This is a genomic window from Nesterenkonia sp. K-15-9-6, from assembly GCF_052656005.1.
Genome location: NZ_JBQYEY010000012.1, coordinates 104,274 through 123,726, shown reverse-complemented (window position 1 = coordinate 123,726; position 19,453 = coordinate 104,274). Strand labels below are relative to the sequence as shown.

The 19,453-nt window shown below is 70.7% G+C and carries 18 protein-coding genes; 8 read left to right on the top strand and 10 right to left on the bottom strand.

The window, feature by feature from the left end:
* The first annotated feature begins 1,259 nt into the window (after nt 1-1,259).
* Nucleotides 1,260-2,393: an LLM class flavin-dependent oxidoreductase gene (locus SD455_RS09485; protein ID WP_445507935.1), complete on the top strand. Its 1,134-nt coding sequence runs from the start codon at nt 1,260-1,262 to the stop codon at nt 2,391-2,393.
* 157 nt (nt 2,394-2,550) lie between these two features.
* On the opposite strand, the gene SD455_RS09480 is transcribed toward SD455_RS09485, so the two are convergent.
* Nucleotides 2,551-3,936 carry a peptide synthetase gene (locus SD455_RS09480; protein WP_445507934.1) on the bottom strand — a complete coding sequence of 462 codons (1,386 nt, stop codon included), beginning with the start codon at nt 3,934-3,936 and terminating at the stop codon, nt 2,551-2,553.
* Nucleotides 3,937-4,037: 101 nt separating this feature from the next.
* On the opposite strand from SD455_RS09480, the gene SD455_RS09475 reads away from it, so the two are divergent.
* Both SD455_RS09475 and dnaB read left to right on the top strand, forming a co-directional pair.
* Nucleotides 4,038-4,928, top strand: coding sequence for an alpha/beta fold hydrolase (locus SD455_RS09475; RefSeq protein WP_445507933.1), 891 nt, complete (start codon nt 4,038-4,040; stop codon nt 4,926-4,928).
* An 84-nt stretch (nt 4,929-5,012) separates the two neighbouring features.
* On the top strand, nt 5,013-6,362 hold the full coding sequence (dnaB, locus tag SD455_RS09470) for a replicative DNA helicase (protein WP_311025674.1): 1,350 nt from the start codon (nt 5,013-5,015) through the stop codon (nt 6,360-6,362).
* A 42-nt stretch (nt 6,363-6,404) separates the two neighbouring features.
* On the opposite strand, the gene SD455_RS09465 is transcribed toward dnaB, so the two are convergent.
* Nucleotides 6,405-7,151, bottom strand: a complete 747-nt coding sequence (locus tag SD455_RS09465) for a hypothetical protein (RefSeq protein ID WP_311025616.1) — start codon at nt 7,149-7,151, stop codon at nt 6,405-6,407.
* A 124-nt stretch (nt 7,152-7,275) separates the two neighbouring features.
* Here SD455_RS09465 and SD455_RS09460 point away from each other — a divergent pair, with 124 nt between their 5' ends.
* Nucleotides 7,276-8,037 (top strand): class I SAM-dependent methyltransferase, encoded by a 762-nt coding sequence (locus tag SD455_RS09460; protein ID WP_445507937.1) that lies wholly within the window; start codon nt 7,276-7,278, stop codon nt 8,035-8,037.
* Here SD455_RS09460 and SD455_RS09455 read toward each other — a convergent pair.
* Nucleotides 8,028-9,050: an SDR family oxidoreductase gene (locus tag SD455_RS09455; RefSeq protein WP_237090232.1), complete on the bottom strand. Its 1,023-nt coding sequence runs from the start codon at nt 9,048-9,050 to the stop codon at nt 8,028-8,030. The genes SD455_RS09460 and SD455_RS09455 overlap by 10 nt on opposite strands.
* 66 nt (nt 9,051-9,116) lie before the next feature.
* On the opposite strand from SD455_RS09455, the gene SD455_RS09450 reads away from it, so the two are divergent.
* From SD455_RS09450 to fdhA, 3 genes are all read left to right on the top strand, one after another.
* A complete protein-coding gene (locus SD455_RS09450) occupies nt 9,117-10,130 on the top strand; it encodes a helix-turn-helix transcriptional regulator (protein ID WP_070158504.1) in 1,014 nt (337 codons plus the stop codon).
* A 24-nt stretch (nt 10,131-10,154) separates the two neighbouring features.
* On the top strand, nt 10,155-11,057 hold the full coding sequence (locus tag SD455_RS09445; RefSeq protein WP_445507932.1) for an HAD family hydrolase: 903 nt from the start codon (nt 10,155-10,157) through the stop codon (nt 11,055-11,057).
* A 119-nt stretch (nt 11,058-11,176) separates the two neighbouring features.
* Entirely contained in the window at nt 11,177-12,391 is a 1,215-nt protein-coding gene (gene fdhA / locus SD455_RS09440) for a formaldehyde dehydrogenase, glutathione-independent (protein ID WP_070158503.1), read from the top strand.
* Nucleotides 12,392-12,523: 132 nt separating this feature from the next.
* Here fdhA and SD455_RS09435 read toward each other — a convergent pair whose 3' ends face one another.
* From SD455_RS09435 to SD455_RS09410, 6 genes are all read right to left on the bottom strand, one after another.
* A complete protein-coding gene (locus tag SD455_RS09435; protein WP_139827854.1) occupies nt 12,524-12,931 on the bottom strand; it encodes a hypothetical protein in 408 nt (135 codons plus the stop codon).
* A 119-nt stretch (nt 12,932-13,050) separates the two neighbouring features.
* Nucleotides 13,051-13,305: a hypothetical protein gene (locus tag SD455_RS09430; protein WP_085437920.1), complete on the bottom strand. Its 255-nt coding sequence runs from the start codon at nt 13,303-13,305 to the stop codon at nt 13,051-13,053.
* An 82-nt stretch (nt 13,306-13,387) separates the two neighbouring features.
* Entirely contained in the window at nt 13,388-14,563 is a 1,176-nt protein-coding gene (locus SD455_RS09425; RefSeq protein WP_445507931.1) for a S8 family serine peptidase, read from the bottom strand.
* Nucleotides 14,564-14,659: 96 nt separating this feature from the next.
* A complete protein-coding gene (locus SD455_RS09420) occupies nt 14,660-15,367 on the bottom strand; it encodes a pyroglutamyl-peptidase I family protein (protein WP_445507930.1) in 708 nt (235 codons plus the stop codon).
* A gap of 19 nt (nt 15,368-15,386) precedes the next feature.
* Nucleotides 15,387-16,451, bottom strand: a complete 1,065-nt coding sequence (locus SD455_RS09415; protein ID WP_311025623.1) for a LacI family DNA-binding transcriptional regulator — start codon at nt 16,449-16,451, stop codon at nt 15,387-15,389.
* A gap of 88 nt (nt 16,452-16,539) precedes the next feature.
* Nucleotides 16,540-16,893: a hypothetical protein gene (locus SD455_RS09410; RefSeq protein ID WP_445507929.1), complete on the bottom strand. Its 354-nt coding sequence runs from the start codon at nt 16,891-16,893 to the stop codon at nt 16,540-16,542.
* Nucleotides 16,894-17,152: 259 nt separating this feature from the next.
* Between SD455_RS09410 and SD455_RS09405 the strand changes: the two genes are divergently transcribed.
* A complete protein-coding gene (locus SD455_RS09405; protein WP_445507928.1) occupies nt 17,153-18,385 on the top strand; it encodes an NAD(P)-dependent malic enzyme in 1,233 nt (410 codons plus the stop codon).
* A gap of 71 nt (nt 18,386-18,456) precedes the next feature.
* On the opposite strand, the gene SD455_RS09400 is transcribed toward SD455_RS09405, so the two are convergent.
* Complete coding sequence (locus SD455_RS09400; protein WP_445507927.1) at nt 18,457-19,329, bottom strand: IclR family transcriptional regulator domain-containing protein; 873 nt, start codon at nt 19,327-19,329, stop codon at nt 18,457-18,459.
* Between the last annotated feature and the right edge of the window lie 124 nt (nt 19,330-19,453).

Below are 19,453 nucleotides of genomic sequence, written 5' to 3'. Positions count from 1 at the left end.
CACCCCAGCTGAGAAGATGAGAGACATCATCCTCACCAGCTGACCATCAGCTGGTGCAACGACTCATAGAATCCGCCCGCGTCACCCAGGGTAACATGCACGGGAAAGTGATTCCTGGATGGGGAGCACGCGGGATGTGGGCCGGCTGGACGCGCAGAGCATGCGGGATGTGGGCCGGCTGGACGCGCAGAGCATGCGGGATGTGGGCCGGCTGGAAGCGCAGAGCAACCGGGGATGCGAGGAGTGGGGGCGGGGCGCCTGGTGTGATGACGCGCTCACGGGGGCGAGCTGATCGGATCGCCGGGTCCGGCAGAATCACGACGACGGCGAGGTCGACCTCCGGTGCCGCCCGGCCGCCTGTCGCGGGCCGTGGGGCAGGTCCGGTCGCCTCCGCGCCGTGATTCCCTTCCCTGCGCCGGTCTCCCGGCGATCCGATGCAGTTCTCGCCCGATCCCTGGACGGTGCGACACGGATCCGGCGGACGTCGCCGTCGTCGTCGCCCGCGTGCGGTCCGCGCAGGGCCGTCATGCGGCAGGCCGCCCGTGGGCGGCCTCCGTCGTCCACTCGCATGATGACATTGCTGCCGTCATCACCGGACCCGCTCGACAGAGGAGTCCATGCTGGTCGGTCGGGCTGTGGTGAACCCGAGCCGGCCGCGAAGCTGTTCCCGGCCCGATGCTCGAATCCGATCAGGTCGGCCGATCAGCAGGTGGGCGGATGCGCGCCGACGGAGCCAGCCAATACCCGCCCTGCGAGTGGGGGACGCCTCACACCATATGGCGACTTCTCGTCAGTAGCAATACCCCGATCGGACAAGCCTGTGGATAAAGTGTGGAGTGTGCGGCGTGTCTTGTGAACAACCTGGGGGGAACTCTGTGGATACTTTTCCACAGTGGGTGCCAATAGCGCTTTGACCTGCGGTGATGTAGCGACACACCTGTGAATTCAACTTTTTTTGAGAGCGGTCTTACCGCCGCTTCCAGGGCTTGTGGTGCGGCCGCATCAGGGTGTATAGGCCTCTCTGCGTCGGGTTTTCCACAAGGATTCCACAGCATGGCGGGCCTTCGCGGGATGGTGGGTGAGATACCTGCACGTCAGGGGCATCTGGTGTTCAGGCCCTCCTGATCTGTCGCCTGGGGGAGGTGTCCTGGAATAGCGTGGGAGGCGAAGGCGTTGCCGCCCGTGAACAGATTCAATTTTGAAATAACGGCGGACGGGCTCCTTCCACCCGTGGCCTTCCAGACCCCCTAGGAGCGGACATGCAGTTCGGCGTCTTCAGCATCGGCGATGTCACCCCCGACCCCACCACCGGACGCGCGCCCACCGAGCATGAGCGGATCAAGGCCACGGTCGCCATCGCGCGGAAGGCCGAGGAGGTCGGGCTCGACGTCTTCGCCATCGGCCAGCACCACAATCCGCCCTTCGTGGCCCCGGCGAACCCGCCGATCTTCATGGCGCACGTCGCCGCGCAGACCGAACGCATCCTGCTCTCCACGGCCACCACGCTGATCACCACCACGGACCCGGTGCGGATCGCCGAGGACTACGCGTACGTCCAGCATCTGGCCGACGGGAGAATCGACCTCACGTTGGGCCGGGGCAACACCGGCCCCGTCTACCCCTGGTTCGGCAAGGACATCCGCGCCGGCATTCCGCTGGCTGTGGAGAACTACGCGCTGCTGCACCGCCTCTGGCGGGAGACCGCCGTCGACTGGCAGGGCCGCTACCGCACCCCGTTGGAGGGCTTCACGGCCACGCCTCGCCCGCTCGACGACGTCGCACCCTTCGTGTGGCACGGCTCCATCCGGAGCCCGGAGATCGCTGAGCAGGCCGCCTACTACGGCGACGGCTTCTTCCACAACAACATCTTCTGGAACAAGGAGCACACCGGGCGGATGGTGGACCTCTACCGGCAGCGGTACGAGCACTACGGCCACGGATCTGCCGAGCAGGCCATCGTGGGCCTGGGCGGCCAGGTGTTCATGCGCCGGAACTCCCAGGATGCCGTCCGGGAGTTCCGGCCCTACTTCGACAACGCGCCGGTCTACGGCGGCGGACCCTCGCTGGAGGAGTTCACCGAGATGACCCCGTTGACCGTGGGCACCCCGGAGCAGGTCATCGAGAAGACCCTGAGCTTCCGAGAGTATGCAGGCGACTACCAGCGTCAGCTGTTCCTCATCGACCACGCGGGACTGCCGCTGGAGACCGTGCTGGAGCAGGTCGAGATGCTCGGTGAGGAGGTCGTGCCCGTGCTGCGTCGCGAGGTGGCGGCCCGGACTCCCCAGGGCACGCCCGAGCCGCCCACGCATGCCTCGCTGGTCCGGCGTCGGGAGGAGGGGCGAGACCCCATCCCCGGAGGGAAGAAGGACGACGTCGAGGCCTCGGGACGCTGACGCAGCAGCACGCCGGGTGACCACCCCGGTGACCGCGCTGCCGGGTCGGCTCGTCCCGGCACGATGTCCGATCCCCATGATGGATCGTGGGGCTCAGAGACGTGGGGTTCAGTGATCTGGACGGGGCGGGAACGGCTGGAGAGGAGACGGGCTGGCCTCAGGCGGCCTCGCGCAGTCGGGTCTCGAGCGCGTCCAGCCAGGCCGGCATGCTCGCCTGGGCCTGGGGAGTGTCCGGGTATCGGCATCGCAGGTGCAGGCCGGTCTCGTTGATCACGAACCAGATCATCACCCCGTCGGTGCTGATCACTGCGCTCACATGCTGGGGACGCAGAGCCTCGTCGACGGCGATCGGCAGTCTGCGGTGGTCCAGCCAGGACATGGCGAACATCCCCGGCTCGGCCGGCATGCCGCCGTAGGGCCGCATGATCGGGGCCAGCGGCTGGCTGCCCAGCCTGATGGCCTCCTTCACGGCCCGGTGGCTCGCCTCCAGAGAGGGGTCGTCGTTCTCCAGCACGGCATTGGTGATGAACCAGCCCACGGAGTCGAACCAGCGCCGCTGATCCCGGGAGTGCACCGGGAACACGGTGCGCAGCGGCTGGTCGCCCAGCTCGGCGAACAGCGCGGTCATCACCGAGACCGCCACGGAGATCAGCCGCACCCCGTGGGTGACGGCGTGGGCCTCCAGGCGGGCCAGCTGGTCGGGGTCCAGGACGTCGCGGACCTCCACCACCTCGGGCTGGGGGAGGGACAGGTCGCCCAGCGGCAGGGGGAAGCGGGGCATGACGCCTCCCCCGGCGTCGAGGATCTCCCGCCACCGTTCCACCAGCGGCTCCGGTGGCGCGGGCCGAGCCTCCAGGGCTGCGGTGTGGGCGGCGAAGGGCTCCGCCGTCGGCAGCGTCTCCCCGGGTGGCCGGCCCGCCTGCAGGTCCGCCAGGCAGGCGGTGACGTCCCGGATGATGACCAGCAGCGACCAGGCGTCCACATGGGAGTGGTCGGCGCCGATGATCACCTGAGGCGCTGAGCCGTCGGTGGGCTCGACCAGGCACAGCCGGTGCGACGGTGCGGCGAACGGGTCGCAGACGGCGTCGAAATGGGCGCGCAGGGCCTGGCGCACCTCCTCGGCGCTGAGCACGCCGTCGTCAGGGGCCGTCGGGCCGGCCGGGGCGACGTCGGCGCTCCCGGCACGCAGGCTGATCTCGGCGACCGGGCGTGCGTGGGCCGGGGCCAGCTGCTCCCAGCCACCAGGGCCGATGCGCACCGGGTCCAGCCGCAGCTCGGCGTCCGCCCAGCTGAACGTGGTGCGCAGGGTGCCATGACGTTCGATGACGGCATGCCATGCCGCCGCGACCTCGTCCCGGCTCGCCGGACGCTCCAGGGAGAACGCCGCGGCCATCCAGGAGCCGGGACGGGAGCCGAAGCTGACATGGCGGTTCTGATCGAAGGAGACCGGCAGGGGTGCGCCCTCAGCGGCGGGGACCGCCACCGAGTAGCTGGAGAGCCTCCCCGGACGGGTGTCCATCCGGGCGACGTTGGTCAGCCGCATAGGCGTAGTCTAGAGGGACATCCCTCCGCCCGGGACCCCTTGACGGGGACCGAGCGGGGACGCATGCCGGCAGGCGAGGACAGCGAGGTGAGGCAGGAGCAGTGGGCACATTCCGGACCGACGGTGCGTCCCTCAGCTACGACCTCAGCGCCCCCGAGCCCACAGACGCGGGGACCTTCGTCCAGCTCCACGGCCTGACCTCCTGCGGCTCCCGCGAGCAGCGGGCCGGCCTCGACATGGCCGGCCGTCTCCAGGGAACGCGCGTGCTGCGCTACGACGCCCGGGGCCACGGCTCCTCCACCGGCCGCGACCGCGCGGAGGACTACCGGTGGCCGCGTCTGGCCGAGGATCTGCTGGCCCTGCTGGACGCTCTGGCCCCCGGGGAGCAGGTCCACGCCGCCGGCCCCTCGATGGGAGCGGCCACGCTGCTCCACGCCGCGCTGGCCGACCCGGACCGCTTCGCGACCCTGACCCTGCTGGTCCCGCCCACCGCCTGGCAGACCCGTGCTGCTCAAGCGGAGAACTACCGGCGCTCCGCCCAGCTGGTGGAGGACCACGGGATCGGTGCCTTCGTGCGGATCGGTGCCCAGGTGCTGCCCCCGCCGGCTCTGGCCGACCGTCCTCGCGAACAGGTGCCCGCGGTCAGCCAGGAGCTGCTGCCCGCGATCTTCCGCGGCGCCGCGCTCACAGATCTTCCGGCGGCCGATCAGATCGCCCGGCTGCAGATTCCCACCCAGATCCTCGCCTGGGAGGACGACCCCTCCCACCCGGTCTCCACCGCAGAGGAGCTGCACCGGCTCATCGGCGGCTCCACCCTGGGCGTCGCCGCCACCCCGGAGGATCTGGCCACGTGGCCGGGGCGCACGGCCGCCCATGTGGAGGCCCATCCGGCCCGTCCTGCCCCTCCGGACTGCGGTCGCCGGGGCCGTGAGCAGGGGCGCTCGGAGCTGTCAGCTCGGGGTGAGAAGATGGTCTCTGCCGAGCCACGCTGACCCGCGTCGCCCGACCCCGGCACGGCCCGCCACCGCGGAGTCCGCGCCACCCGAGAACCACCCCCACGGAGGAGCACGGTGAGCCTGGAAGCCTATGACGCCCCACCGGCCGCGGAGTCCCGCACTCCGCCGCAGGACCTCGTCGCCGAACAGTCGGTGCTGGGCGGCATGATGCTCTCGAAGGACGCGATCGCCGACGTCGTCGAGATCCTCAAAGGCCCGGACTTCTACCGTCCGGCCCATGAGCTCATCTATGACGCGATCGTGGACCTCTACGGACGCGGGGAGCCTGCCGACGTCGTCACCATCTCCGACCACCTCACCAAACGCCAGGAGCTGCAGCGAGTGGGTGGGCCGGCCTACCTGCACAACCTGGCGCAGTCGGTCCCGACGGCGGCGAATGCGGCCTTCTATGCGGAGATCGTCCATGAGCGGGCGATCCTGCGTCGCCTGGTGGAGGCCGGCACCAAGATCGCCCAGATGGGACACACCGCCGACGGCGAGGTCGAGGCCATCGTCAATGCGGCCCAGTCGGAGATCTACAACGTCGCGGAGAACCGGCAGAGCGAGGACTACGTGGCCCTGGCCGACGTGCTGGTGCCGACCATCGATGAGATCGAGACCAACGCCAGCCACGACGGCGGCCTGACCGGCATCCCCACGGGGTTCCGGGATCTGGATGACCTCACCCATGGGTTCCACGGCGGGCAGATGATCATCGTCGCCGCACGTCCCGCCATGGGTAAGTCCACCCTGGCCCTGGACTTCGCCCGCGCCGCCTCGGTGGGGCACGGGATGACCTCGGCGTTCTTCTCCCTGGAGATGGGGCGCAATGAGATCGCCATGCGTCTGCTCTCCGCCGAGGCGAAGATCCAGTTCCAGGACCTGCGCAAGGGCGACATCCGGGAGGACGACTGGGACAAGATGTCCCTGGCGGTGGACAAGCTCAACGAGGTGCCGCTGTTCATCGACGACTCCCCGAACATGTCCCTGATGGAGATCCGCGCCAAGGCGCGGCGGCTGAAGCAGCGGCACAACCTGAAGCTGATCGTGCTGGACTATCTGCAGCTGCTCAGCTCGGGCAAGCGGGTGGAGTCCCGCCAGCAGGAGGTCAGCGAGTTCTCCCGAACCCTGAAGCTGCTGGCCAAGGAGCTCGATGTGCCGATCATCGCACTCTCCCAGCTGAACCGAGGCTCCGAGCAGCGCACGGACAAGCGCCCCCAGGTCTCCGACCTGCGTGAGTCCGGCTCCATCGAGCAGGACGCGGACATGGTGCTGCTGCTGCACCGTGAAGAGGTCTATGACAAGGAGTCCCCGCGCGCCGGCGAGGCGGACATCATCGTCGCGAAGAACCGTAACGGCCCCACCCGGGACATCGTGGTCGCCTTCCAGGGTCACTATGCCCGCTTCCAGGACATGGCGCAGGACATCTGAGGTCACTGAGCATCTGAGGTCACTGACCAGTGGGAAGGAGTGTCACGGGCGGCTCCGGCGCTCCAGCAGCGGGGCGACCAGCTGGGCCACGGTGATGCCTCGACGCTGGGCCTCGGCCTGCAGGGCGGCCGCCGTCTCCGGGTCGATGCCGATCGGCGGTGCAGGTGCCTGCGGGGGCGCCGTCGAGGGCGCAGACGCCCCTGGTGCGGCCCGGCGGCGCAGCGCCGAGAGCAGAGGTGTGACCACTCCGGTCAGCACCGCCAGGATCAGCATGATGCCGTAGAACCGACCGAAGGCCTCGCTCTCCCAGCCGACCTCCCAGATGAGGAGCAGCGTGAGTGCGGCCGCCACGGTCAGCAGCGCCAGCGCCGCGCGGAGCAGCCAGCGGATGAGGGCGTCGCGGTGGGCGGTCAGGGCCAGCAACAGGCTGGTGAAGCTGAAGGCCACGGTCAGCGTGACCCCGGAGAGCAGGAGCTGGAACGGGTCCCAGGACCAGCTGGCCTCCCGCCAGATCAGCACGACTGACCACGCCAGGCTGAGCAGGGCCACAGCGACGCCGAGGAATCCCACCCAGCGTGAGGGGCGGGTGAACACCGCTGCGCAGCAGAGCATCGCCAGGCTGTAGAGCCCGACCACCACGGTGGTCAGCAGCACCTGGGACCCGGTGCCGTCGAGGTCGGCGCCGAGCAGCACCAGGATGCCGGCTGCGGCGGCGAGGCTGAACGAGACGATCATCGCCCAGAGGAAGACCCGTCGGGCGATCTGGCCGGGATCCTTCGTGGTCGACATGGCGGCCCCTCTCTCGTCGCGGCGAGTCGTTCCTGGAGCATAGCGGGGGTGCCTACGGCCTGCCCCTGCTTGAGGGCCGAGCCGCTGCGAGGGAAGGCCCCGATCGGGTCTAGGATCACAGATGATGAGACCGTTCCAGGAACTTGTGCGCGAAGCCTGCGAGGCCGAAGTCGACGGGTGGGGATTCCGCTGGCTCGACGGCAGAGCCACCGAGGAGCGACCCCCGTGGGGCTACGCCCGACTGATGGCGGGCAGACTCGCCGCGGCGACCAGCGCCTTGGACCTTGAAACCGGCGGCGGTGAGGTCCTGGACGAGGCCCCTGTCCTGCCGCCCACCATGCGGGCCACTGAGGCCTGGCCGCCGAATCTCGCCGTGGCCCGCCACCGCCTCGGGCCCCGGGGGGTCGAGGTGGCCGACACCTCTGCCGTCCAGGGTCTCCCGTTCGCCGACGAGACCTTCGACCTGGTGACCTCCCGGCATCCGGTGTCCCCCGACTGGCCCGAGATCCACCGGGTGCTCCGACCGGAGGGAACCTATCTCGCCCAGCATGTGGGGCCCGCGTCGGCCTTCGAGCTGATCGAGCACTTCCTGGGCCCGCAGCCGGAGGCCCGGAGACACCGCCACCCTGACCGGGAGGCGGAGCAGGCCCGGGACGCCGGTCTGGAGATCCGCGACCTGCGGACCGCGCGGTGCCGGTTGGAGTTCCACGACGTGGGCGCGGTGATCTGGATCCTGCGCAAGTGCCCCTGGTGGGTGCCCGGATTCCAGACGGAGGACCACATGGACCGGCTGCGGGCGCTGGACCGCCAGATGCGGGCGGGTCGGCCCGTCGTCGCGCATTCCACCCGGCACCTGATCGAGGCCGTGCGTCCCGCTCAGCGGTAGGAGTCGACGTCGAGCTCCTCCACCGGGGTGTCCTCCATGGCGGTGATGAAGCTCCAGGCGTCGGGCCGAGAGCCGTCCACATCGGTGAGGTCATAGTGCGCCGCCAGCTCGAAGGAGCTGGTGGAGCGGGTGTTCCACCGGGCCCGGTCGGGATCGGCCGCCAGGGCGGTGATGCCGCGGGCGAGCATGGCGGGGGTCTCGGAGATCACGAACTCATAGGGCGGGACCACGCCGCTCGTGCCACGGTTCGCCTCCGCGACGGAGCGCCAGGTCTCCTCGGTGACGTCGAAGTGGTCCAGCATCATCTCCGAACGCAGCCACCCGGGCGATACCGATACCGCGGTGCCGCCGTGGGCGGCCAGCTCGTGGCCCTGCGCGTAGGCGAGCCGGTCCACGCCGGTCTTGGCCAGGTCCAGGAACACCGTCTCCCGGTAGTGGGCGGCGTTGTACGCACGGGTCCCGTCGGTCACCTCCACGACCAGCCCGCCGGGGTTTCGGATGAGCAGCTCCAGGGCGCAGGCGCTGGTGTTCAGATGGGTCAGCAGCGCGGTGTCGAGCAGGCGCCGGCCGGCGTCGAGGTCGTACTCCCACAGCGGGGTGCCGAACTGCACGTAGGCCTCCCCGCCGATGTCATTGATCAGGATGTCCAGCCGGCCCTGCTCCGCGTCGATCCGCGCCACCAGGGCCTCGACGGCGTCCACGTCGAGATGGTCGACGACGACGGGGTGGGCCGTCCCACCCTCGGCGGTGATCAGCTGCGCGGTCTCCTCGATGGTCTCGGGGCGCCCGTAGTCCGATGGCACTCCCGCTGTGGAGCGTCCCGTGCAATACACGACGGCGCCGGCTCGCCCGAGCTCGCGCGCGATGGCCCGGCCGGCCCCGCGGGTGGCGCCGGCGACCAGGGCGATGCGTCGGGTCAGGTCTGGAGCGGTCTGCGATGCGGTCATGGAGTCCTCCTGAGTGTGCTGTGCTGCGGCGGGGTGCGCCACCGCCCGCGGATGGGGCGTCAGCATGATCATCTCCTCCATTGACGACACCTGATGTCGCCAATGAGCAGGGTCACTGCGTAGGCTGAGCCCATGCGCACCTCCCGACTGGTGGCCCTGCTGTTGGAGCTGACCCGCCTGCGGCGCACCACGGTGACAGAGCTGGCCGAGCGCCACGGCGTCTCCGCCCGCACCATCCAACGGGACCTCGCCGCCCTGCAGGAGATGGGCGTACCGGTATGGACCCGCACCGGGCCCGCCGGGGGAGTGGGGCTCGTGGAGGGCTGGCGCTCCCCGCTGACCGGGATGCTCGCCGCCGAGCTGCAGGCCCTGCTGCTCGGAGAGACAGGATCCCGGGAGCTGGGCCTGGAGGCCGATTACCAGGCCGCCCGGATGAAGATGCTCGCAGCCCCCGGGGCCGAGGCCCGGCAGCACGCCGCAGTGGCCGAGCGCTTCCACGTGGACCACGGCCGGTGGTTCCACGAGCCCGAACGCCCCGCCGCGCTCGCCGAGGTGGCTCAGGCGGTCTGGTCCGGTCAGCGGATCAGCATCCGGTACACCCGCTCCGATCCGTCGGCGGCGCCTGTGAGCCGACTCCTGGACCCCCTGGGCCTGGTGCTCAAGACCGACCGCTGGTACCTGGTGGCCGCGCACCGGCGCTCCGTGCGGACCTACCGACTCTCCAGGATCGAATCGGTGACCCGGCATCAGGAGTCCGCCTGGCGCCCACCGGACTTCTCTCTGGCCGAGCATTGGCGACAGAGCCGTGCCCAGTTCGAAGCCTCCGTGGTGAGCCTGCCGGTCCGGCTGCGAATCCCCGTCGCCTCGGCCGACGCCCTGCGGGCCGCTCTGCCCGGCACCGGGATCGACGCCGCCATCGATGCGGCCATCGACGCCGCATCCGCAGCGGCGCGACAGCTCAGGCAGGAGGCGGCGCCGCAGCCTGACCACCTCGACATCTCGCTGCTCACCGAATCCCTGGGCATCGTGAGCACCCAGCTGCTGGCTGTGCCGGGCATCGAGGTCATCGAACCACCCGAGCTGCGGCAGGCGCTGGCCGCACGGGGCCGAGATCTGGCGGCCCGCAACGCCCCGCACGAGCGCTGAAGGGTCCACGATAGGATCTCGCCTGTGACCACCCCACCCCGCTCCGCCGCCCAGCCAGTCGCCCAGCCAGCCGCCCAGCCCGGTGTCCGGCCCGCCGTCGAGGTGCCCCGCCTGGTGGCCTTCGACATCGACGGAACCCTGCTGGACTCCACCAAGACGCCGCAACCAGGGACGCTGCGGGCGCTCGACGGGCTGCGCGCCGCCGGGACGCGCATCATGCTCGCCTCCGGCCGGCCGATTCCCGGCCTGCGGGCGCTTGCCGAGCGGCACGGCCTCGGCGAGGACCTGATCCTCGCCGGGCTCAACGGTTCGGTGATCGTCGACCAGGCCACCGGGGCCACCCTGGCCCGGCGTCCCGTCCCGACCCAGCTGGCCGCTGAACTCATCGCCACCGGGATCCGGCACGGCGTGCTGCTGATGCTCCCGCACGACGACGAGCTGATCGTGGCCGACGACGGCCACCCGCAGGCCGCCCATGAGGCCGGCGGCAACGGACTGAGCCTGAGGGTCGTCGACGACATCACCTCCCCGGGCATCGAGCCCACCAAGATCCTCTACTGCGCGGAACGTCCGGTCCTCGAATCCCTGGAGGCGGAGCTGCGGTCCGGCTACGGGGAGCAGATCGAGCTGACCTACTCCTCACCGATCTACATGGAGGCCACCGCGGCCGGCGTCGACAAGTCCACGGCCATCCTGGACTGGTGCCGGGCCGAAGGGATCGACGCCGCGGCGACCGTCGCCTTTGGGGACAACGGCAACGATGTCACCATGCTGCGCGCGGCCGGGCTCGGTGTGGCCATGGGCAACGCGATCCCCGAGGCGCAGGAGGCCGCCGACGTCGTGACCTCCAGCAACGACGACGAAGGCATCGCCCGGGTGCTCTCCCGGTGGGTGGACGTGGGGGAGCTGGAGCCGGCCACATCCTGAGACACGGGTCCGTCTGCTGAGACGGAGCGTGAGCTGTTGTCAGACGCATTCTGCAGTCTGCATGGTGTGCGGGTGGAGTGTGATCCACCTCACCTATCTCGCCCATCAGGAGTTCCACCATGAGTTCGAACAGAGTCGTCGTGTACAAGTCCCCCGGAGAGGTCGCCGTCGAGTCCATCGACTTCCCCTCCCTGGAGGTCCCTCAGGAGGTGGCGGACCACTTCGGGATCACGAAGAAGGCGCCCCACGCCGCCATCCTGAAGATCGTCACCACCAACATCTGCGGATCCGACCAGCACATGGTCCGCGGACGCACCACCGCACCCCAGGGTCAGACCCTGGGGCACGAGATCACCGGAGAAGTCGTGGAGACCGGGGAGGATGTGCTCTTCCTCCGTGAGGGAGACATCTGCTCGGTGCCCTTCAACATCGCCTGCGGGCGGTGTCGCATGTGCGACGAGGGCAAGACCGGCATCTGCCTCAACGTGAACCCCGCCCGCGCCGGCGCCGCCTACGGCTATGTGGACATGGGCGGCTGGATCGGCGGGCAGGCGGAGTACGTCATGATCCCCTATGCGGACTTCAACCTGCTGAAGTTCCCGGACCGTGACCAGGCGCTGGAGAAGATCCTGGACCTCACCATGCTCTCTGACATCTTCCCCACCGGCTATCACGGTGCCTACACGGCCGGTGTCACCACCGGATCCACCGTCTATGTGGCCGGGGCCGGACCCGTGGGGCTGGCCGCCGCGCACTCGGCCCAGCTGCTGGGCGCCTCCGTGGTCATGGTCGGGGACATGAACAAGGACCGCCTCGCCCAGGCCGAGAGCTTCGGTTGCGTGGGCATCGACCTGACCGCCGAGGGGGAGCTGACGGAGATGATCGCCGAGATCGTCGGCGACCCGGAGGTCGACGCCGCCGTGGATGCCGTCGGCTTCGAAGCCCGTGGTCACGGGGAAGGCGCCGGGGAGGCTCCGGCCACCGTGCTCAACGACTGCATGACCGTCGCCCGCGCCGGGGCCGGGATCGGGATCCCCGGACTGTATGTCACCGGTGATCCTGGGGCCGTGGACGACGCCGCCAAGGAGGGCACCCTCGGTGTCCGCCTGGGGCTCGGCTGGGCGAAGTCGCACTCCTTCGCCACCGGTCAGTGCCCGGTGAAGCAGTACAACCGGAAGCTGATGAACCTGATCCTCCACGATCGGGCGCAGATCGCGCAGGCGGTGAGCGCCACCACCATCAGTCTGGATGACGCACCACGCGGCTACCAGGAGTTCGACGACGGCGCGGCCCGCAAGTTCGTCATCGATCCCCACGGGATGGTGCCAGCCTGAGTCTGCGACGACCCGTGAAGCGCTGGGGCGGCCTGTCGAGGAGGACGGGCCGCCCCAGCCCGGACCTGACGGAGGCCTCCCCGATGCTGCCGAGGCGCGCAGCGGGGTGTCGGCCGACCGCGGCCGACCGGATCAGAGGGCTCCGAGGATCTTGTCCAGGAAGAGGAAGCCGACCAGGCCGTAGACCGCACCGATCCACAGGGCGTGGGTGAGGCTGCGCCAGAACTGGCCGGTGGCGATCAGTAGGCCGAAGGCCCAGGGGACGCAGGCCAGCGCATAGCCGCCCACCAGGAACCACAGGCCGGTGAACTCCCGCAGCGCGAGCATGTACACCCCGACGCCGATGGTCCAGAGCATCGTGAACTCGAACAGCAGCGCGGCGATCACCACGGCGGTCACCACGGCCCACAGGTAGCGGCCCCAGGGGCGCCGCGGGCGTCGGGCGGATGCAGGCGGCCGAGAGGGTCCCGCCGCCCGCCCCGCCGTGCGCGCGGAGCTCCGGGACGGCGGCGGGCTCGGACGCTTCTTTCGGGTGCTCACGGCAGTCCACTGTAGCGCGCAGGGGTGACAGCGGAGCCCAGGGGACAGGCCGGTGTGGCCGGCCCCTCATCGCCCGCGCGTGCATCGACCGGGCTCACATGGCCTGGGCTCAACCCTGGTCACTGCACCTCGGCGTCGGGAGGGCTGATCCGGTGCTCCTGTTCGCGGTCCACCGAGACCACCCCGTCCACGGAGCGCAGAGCCTCCAGCTGCTCCTCCGTGGCGCGGCCATGGACCATCCCCAGCGACGTCAGCACACGGTTGACCCGCAGGCCAGCGGCCTGCAGCTCCGCGACGACCTCGTCGAGCCGCGCGGTCCGTTCCTCGTCCACCGTGACGATCCAGCCGACAGGGCGCTCTCCGGGGGAGGTCATGCCGCCAGGGTAACGTCGCGCCGGCGTCGGCGGACAGCCCTGCCCTCCGGCGGCACCAGCGGGCGGGCCCTCCCGGGACGTCTCACTGCTGCTCCTCAGCGGGCGGGGCCAGCGAGAGCCCCGAGCCCACATCCACCGAGGGCAGCTCCAGACGGGCCGCCTCCTGGACGATCTCCGCCCACAGCTCCCGGGCCCGGAAACCGGTGGCCTCCGCCAGCAGGGCCGCCACCCCGGAGACATGCGGTGTGGCCATGGACGTGCCGCTGATGACCCGGTGCCGCTGGTCGCCGGTCCAGGCGGAGAGCACGTCCACCCCCGGGCCCGCCACGTCCACCTGACCGCCCCGACCCGGAAGAGTCCTTGCGGAGAAGTCCGCAATGCCCAGCTGCGAGTCCAGGGCCCCCACCGCCATCACGTACGGGCTGTTCGCGGGGGCACCCACGAAGCCCCTCTCCCCGGAGCTGCGCCGGGCGTTGTTGCCCGCAGCCGCGATGATCAGCGACCCCTGCTCCAGGGCCCGGCGTCCGGCGGCCACATACGGAGGGTGGACCTCCGGCACGTCGGCCCCCAGCGACATGGAGATCACGGCGCACTCCTGCTGCAGCGCCCAGTCGATGCCGGAGAGGATGGAGGTGTCCGAGCCGGAGCCGTCGTCGCCGAGCACCTTGCCCGCGAAGAGCTCCGCCTCCGGCGCCACCCCGTAGCCAGGGCCGTCCTCGCGGCTGCGCGGACCGCCCACCGTCCCCAGACAGTGGGTCCCATGACCATGGCCGTCCTGGGCGGTCTCTTCGTCGATGAAGGATTCGGCGACGATCCCGCGCCCGGCGAGCTCCGGATGCTCCAGGTCCACCCCGGTGTCCAGGACTGCGACGCGCACACCGGCGCCGGTGTACCCGGACTCCAGAGCGCGGACGGCCTGCAGGCCCCACGTGAGCTCCTCGGTGTCCGTGAAGGAGTCCGGCAGCTCCGCCGGGCGGGCGGCCGGGGCGGCGTCCAGCACGCGGTAGATCCGCTCCGGCAGGACATGGACCGGGCGGCGCTCGGCCTGGCAGCGGCTGCGCAGCGCGTTCAGGTGGTCGGAGTCGGCGTCCACCACGGCGACGCCGAGCCGAGAGAAATAGGTCTCGGTGGAGAATCCCTCGGTGCTCAGCAGCCCCGGGGCAGAGTCCTCTCGGACCTGGGGGTCGGCGGAGTCGAAGACGACGACGAAGCGGCCGGGCCGCGTGGTGGTGGTCAGCGTGTGCTCGGGAGTATGCATGGGGGTGCCTCCTGCCTGATCAGCGCCGGGTCTCGACGCCTGTTCCCAGGGTAGGGGTCACGACTGACACGCACCGAGAGGGCGTGGCTGTGTCGCTCAGTGCAGGGCGCCGCCCGGGACGCTGGAATCGGCGCCGCCGCGCAACGTCTCCGCCAGCAGAAGCTCCACAGCCTCCACGGCCTGGGCCAAGCTCACCGGTGACTGCGGATCACGCAGGTCCGGCACATGGACGAAGCCCCCGGGCACGTCGAGGCCGCGGGCGGAGAGATCATGCAGCAGGGCGTAGAGCACGTCGTTGCACACGAAGCTTCCGGCGCTCAGGGACAGGTGCACGGGGATCCCGGCCTCGCGGATCCGGGCCAGGGCGGCCTTGAGCCGCAGGGTGGAGAACAGCGCTCCCTCGCCGGAGGCGACCACGGGCTCGTCGGCCGGCTGGGCGCCGTCGTTGTCCGGGATGCGGGCGTCGCGCAGGTTCACGCCTACCCGCTCCAGCCGGACCGCCTCCGTGCCGGCGGCCAGCCCCAGGGCGACGACGGCGGCAGGGGTGCGCCCCTGGGCGACGGCGGCGTCCACGGCGTCGGCGAGCAGGCCCGCGGCCCGGCCGAAGGCCACCGGCAGGCGCAGTGCGCGGACCTCCAGGCCGGGGACGTCAGTCGGGCCGGTCGGGCTGGCGGGGCCGGTGGGGTCGAGGGAGCCGGCGGCCCGTTCGGCCACGGCCGTCGCCACATCCCAGGAGGGGTTGTGCGCCATTCCGCCGAAGGGCTCGAAGCCGGTGAGGAGCACCAGGGGTGCGGCAGAGCTCATGAGGAGCGGATCCTGCGGGTCAGGCGGATTCGCGCGCGACGACGTGGGCGCGGCCCAGCATCCAGACCTCATCGACCGAGGCCTGCTCCGCGGCGGGGGTGCGACGGCGCGGGTCGTCGTCGACGGCGGCGATGACGGCGTCGGCGATCAGTGTGGCGATCACGGACTGGTCCCACTGGACCGTGGTCAGCCGGGGACGGGACCACTCCGCCAGGGAGACGTCGTCGTAGCCGACGACCGCGATCTCCTCCGGGCAGGCGATGCCCTCGTCCATCAGGGTGGCCAGCAGCATGAACGCGACCGTGTCCGAGAAGGCGCACAGTGCGGTCACCCCGGCCTCCCGGGCCTGACGCACCACCTCGCCCACGTCGGAACCGTCGGCGGCGACCTCGGCCGACAGGGTCAGCTCGACCCCGGCGTCCTGGGCGACCTTCTGTGCGGTGGCGGCCCGGAACTCGGAGATCTCGTGAGCCACCGGATTTGCGGTGCCCACGTATCCGATGCGCGTGTGCCCGGCGGCGGCGAGATGCTCCACCTGGGCCGCCACGCCGGCGTCGCGCGCGTTCTCCGGCAGCTGGGTGGCGGGCATCAGTGCGGTGCCGTAGGCGACGTCGTCGTCGATCCACTCCGGCAGGGCCCCGAAGAGCGGGAAGATCATCTGCGGGGCGAGATCCTGGACCAGCGCGGTCAGCGAGGCGTGGTCGGTGGACTCGAAGTGCACGGCCATGGAATAGCCGCGGCGGCTCAGCTCGGCGGTGAGCATGCCGATCAGTGCGGTGGCCGGCTCGCCGAGCTGGGTCTTCGGCACCACGCAGACCAGGTTGGTGGACTTCCCCGAGGCCAGCGACTTGGCGTTCCGGTTGGGGTGGTACCCGAGCTCCTCAGCGGCGTTGAGCACTGCCCGCCGGGTCTCCTCGGAGATCGTCTGGCCCGGGGTGTTGTTGAGCACGAAGCTCACGGTCGCGCGGGACACGTTGGCGCGCGCGGCCACATCGGCGCCGGTGGGCCGACGGCGGCGGGTCGGGCTGGCAGCTCCGGCGGTGCTGGAGCCGCCGGGGGCGCGGAGAGAGTCTGAGGCAGGCATCGTGATCAACGTAGCAGAGCGCGGGCCGGTTCCCGAGGAGCATCGACGCCGTGGGAAACATGCATTGTTCTGGGCCGGCGAGGGGCGGTCATCCGACCACCAGGATCAGCACGCCCATGGCCAGCACCGTGAAGCTGGCGCCGGTCCACAGCCCGTGCAGCAGGCCCCGGCGGACGCTGCCGGTGCCGGTCGCCACCGCCGCCGTGGCCGGCAGGCACGCCAGCGCGAAGCCGCCCAGCAGCCAGCCCACCCAGGGCAGCGCGACGCCGTAGCTCGCCAGTGCCATGAACAGCAGCTGGAAGACCGGCCAGCCGACGAGCAGGGCGAGGACGACTCCGACGACGACCGCGAAGGCTCGTCGGCGTCGCGCGATCCGGGCCGCGTCGCCGTCGAGCTCCGCCGCCGTGGGGCGATGTCGCCGGTGCTCCGGGGAGGTGGTCATGGGGCGAAGAGTAGACGCGCAGCGGTGACGAGCACCAGGTCACACGCCCAGTGGGAGCGCGCTGAACCGGACCCGGAGTCCATCTGATGGGACGGATGTCACAGGGAGGCGTCGTCGTGGCGTACCCTGGCCTGCACGGTCTAAAGAAAGTACTGACCACTGCGACGGTGCGAGCGCCGAAGACCTCGGCGGGCACGGCAGCGCACGGCCGGAGCGCACGATCCACCCGACGATGTGTGGAGCTCCCGCGGGATCCGCGATGCGCCGTGCCGACCTGATCAGACACTTTCCAGGAGTCATCACTGATGTCCACCATCGACACGACCGCGCCATCACTGACGACGAGGTCTTCGCCTCACATCTCGGCGGCAAGCTCACGGTGGAGTCCACCATGCCGCTGGAGTCCAAGCGGGCGCTGTCCATCGCCTACACCCCCGGGGTCGCGCAGGTCTCCCGCGCGATCCGGGACGACCCCGCCATGCACGCCACCCACACCTGGGCGTCCCGGCTCGTGGTGGTGCTCTCCGACGGCACTGCGGTGCTGGGTCTCGGAGACATCGGGGCGTCCGCCTCCCTGCCCGTCATGGAGGGCAAGTCAGCACTGTTCCGGGAGTTCGGCGGGCTGAACTCGATCCCTCTGGTCGTCGACACCACCGACGTGGACGAGATCGTCGAGACCATGGTCCGGCTGCGGCCCAGCTTCGGCGCGGTGAACCTCGAAGACGTGGTCGCGCCCCGCTGCTTCGAGCTGGAGCAGCGGCTCATCGAGGCCCTCGACTGCCCCGTCATGCATGACGACCAGCACGGCACCGCAGTGGTGGTGCTCGCCGCGCTGACCAACGCCGCCCGGCTGACCGGACGCCTCTTCGTCGACACCCGCGTGGTGATCGCCGGGGCAGGGGCCGCCGGCATCGCCGTGGCGGACATCCTGCTGGAGGCCGGCATCGGGGACATCATCCTCACGGACTCCCAGGGGACCATCCACCGGGACCGGGACGATCTCAACGTGGTCAAGGCGCGGGTGGCGGCGCAGACCAACCGGGAGAACATCATCGGCGGGGTGACCGAGGCGCTGGAGGGTGCTGACGTGTTCATCGGCGTGTCCTCCTCGCAGGTGCCGGAGGAGGCGGTCGCCGCCATGAACGACGACGCGATCGTCTTCGCCCTGTCCAACCCGGACCCGGAGATCATGCCGGAGGTCGCGGCCCGCCACGCCGCCGTCGTCGCGACAGGGCGTTCCGACTTCCCGAACCAGATCAACAACGTCCTGGCCTTCCCCGGCATCTTCCGCGGGGCCCTCGACGCCGGCGCCCGCCGGATCACCCCGGCGATGAAGGTCGCCGCGGCCACCGCCATCGCCGACATCGTGGGGGAGGAGCTCAGCGCGGAGTACATCGTGCCCTCACCGCTGGACGAGCGCGTCGCCGCCGGAGTGGCCGCCGCCGTGATCGCGGCCGCGCACCAGGACGGGGTGACCGACGGCATGGCGTGACCGGCGGCGTGGGGTGACCGGGGCTGTGCGACCGGCGCTGTGTGACCGGGGAGCGCTGCTGGATGCGCTGGTCAGCCCTGGACGGGGCGGCCCGTGCTCCGCTCCCAGGCGGCGACCGAACGTCCTGCCTCCTCTGCGGCGCGTCGCAGGGGAGGCAGGACGCGGTCACGTGTCTGCTCCGGTGTCTCGAGCCCCGCGGAGACGGAGACGTTGATCGCGGCGACCACGCCGCGGTCGGGATGCTCCACCGGCGCCGAGACTGACCGCAGACCGGTCTCCAGCTCCTGGTCCACCAGAGTCCAGCCCCGGCGGGCTGCGGTCTCGATGACCTCCAGGAGCTCCTCGATCCCGGTCCGGGTGACGGGGGTGAGGGCGGGACGGTCCGCCGCCTCCAGGAGTCGACGGCGCTCCGAAGCGACGAGCCCGCCCAGCAGCACCCTGCCCATGGAGGTGGCGAAGGCCGGAAGGCGGGTGCCGACGTCGAGGTCCATGCGCATGATGCGCCGGGTGTGGGCCCGGGCGATGTAGACGACCTCGTCGCCCACCAGCACCGAGGCGGAGCAGGATTCGTTGAGCTCCGCGGCCAGGGACCGCAGCAGCGGCTGGAGCACGTCATGCAGGCCGTTGCCCGACCAGAATCCGACGCCGAGGCTGAGCACCTTCGGCGTGAGCACGAAGAGCCGGCCGTCCGTGCTCGCGTAGTCCAGGTGGACCAGCGTCTTGAGCATGCGCCGGGCTGCGGCCCGGGAGAGCCCGGTGCGCCGGGCGACGTCGGAGAGCGTCATCGGGTCCTCGGCCTCGGCGAAGGACTCGAGCACCTTGAGCCCGTTGGCCAGCGACCTGACGAACTCCTCCTTGTCCGGGGCTTCCGAGGAGGTCGGGGTCTCCTGCGGCGCATCGGTGCGCTGGGTGGACGCGCCGTTCGCTGTGCGGTGGTCTTCCATGCGACGAGCCTATACCGCCCGGTCAGCGGTGCGACGGCATACGCGCCTCTTGACGTGATCCGCATCACAGCGGTGTAATGTGCCTATAGCGAACCAGTGTTCGCTCTGGGTACATCCTGAGGGT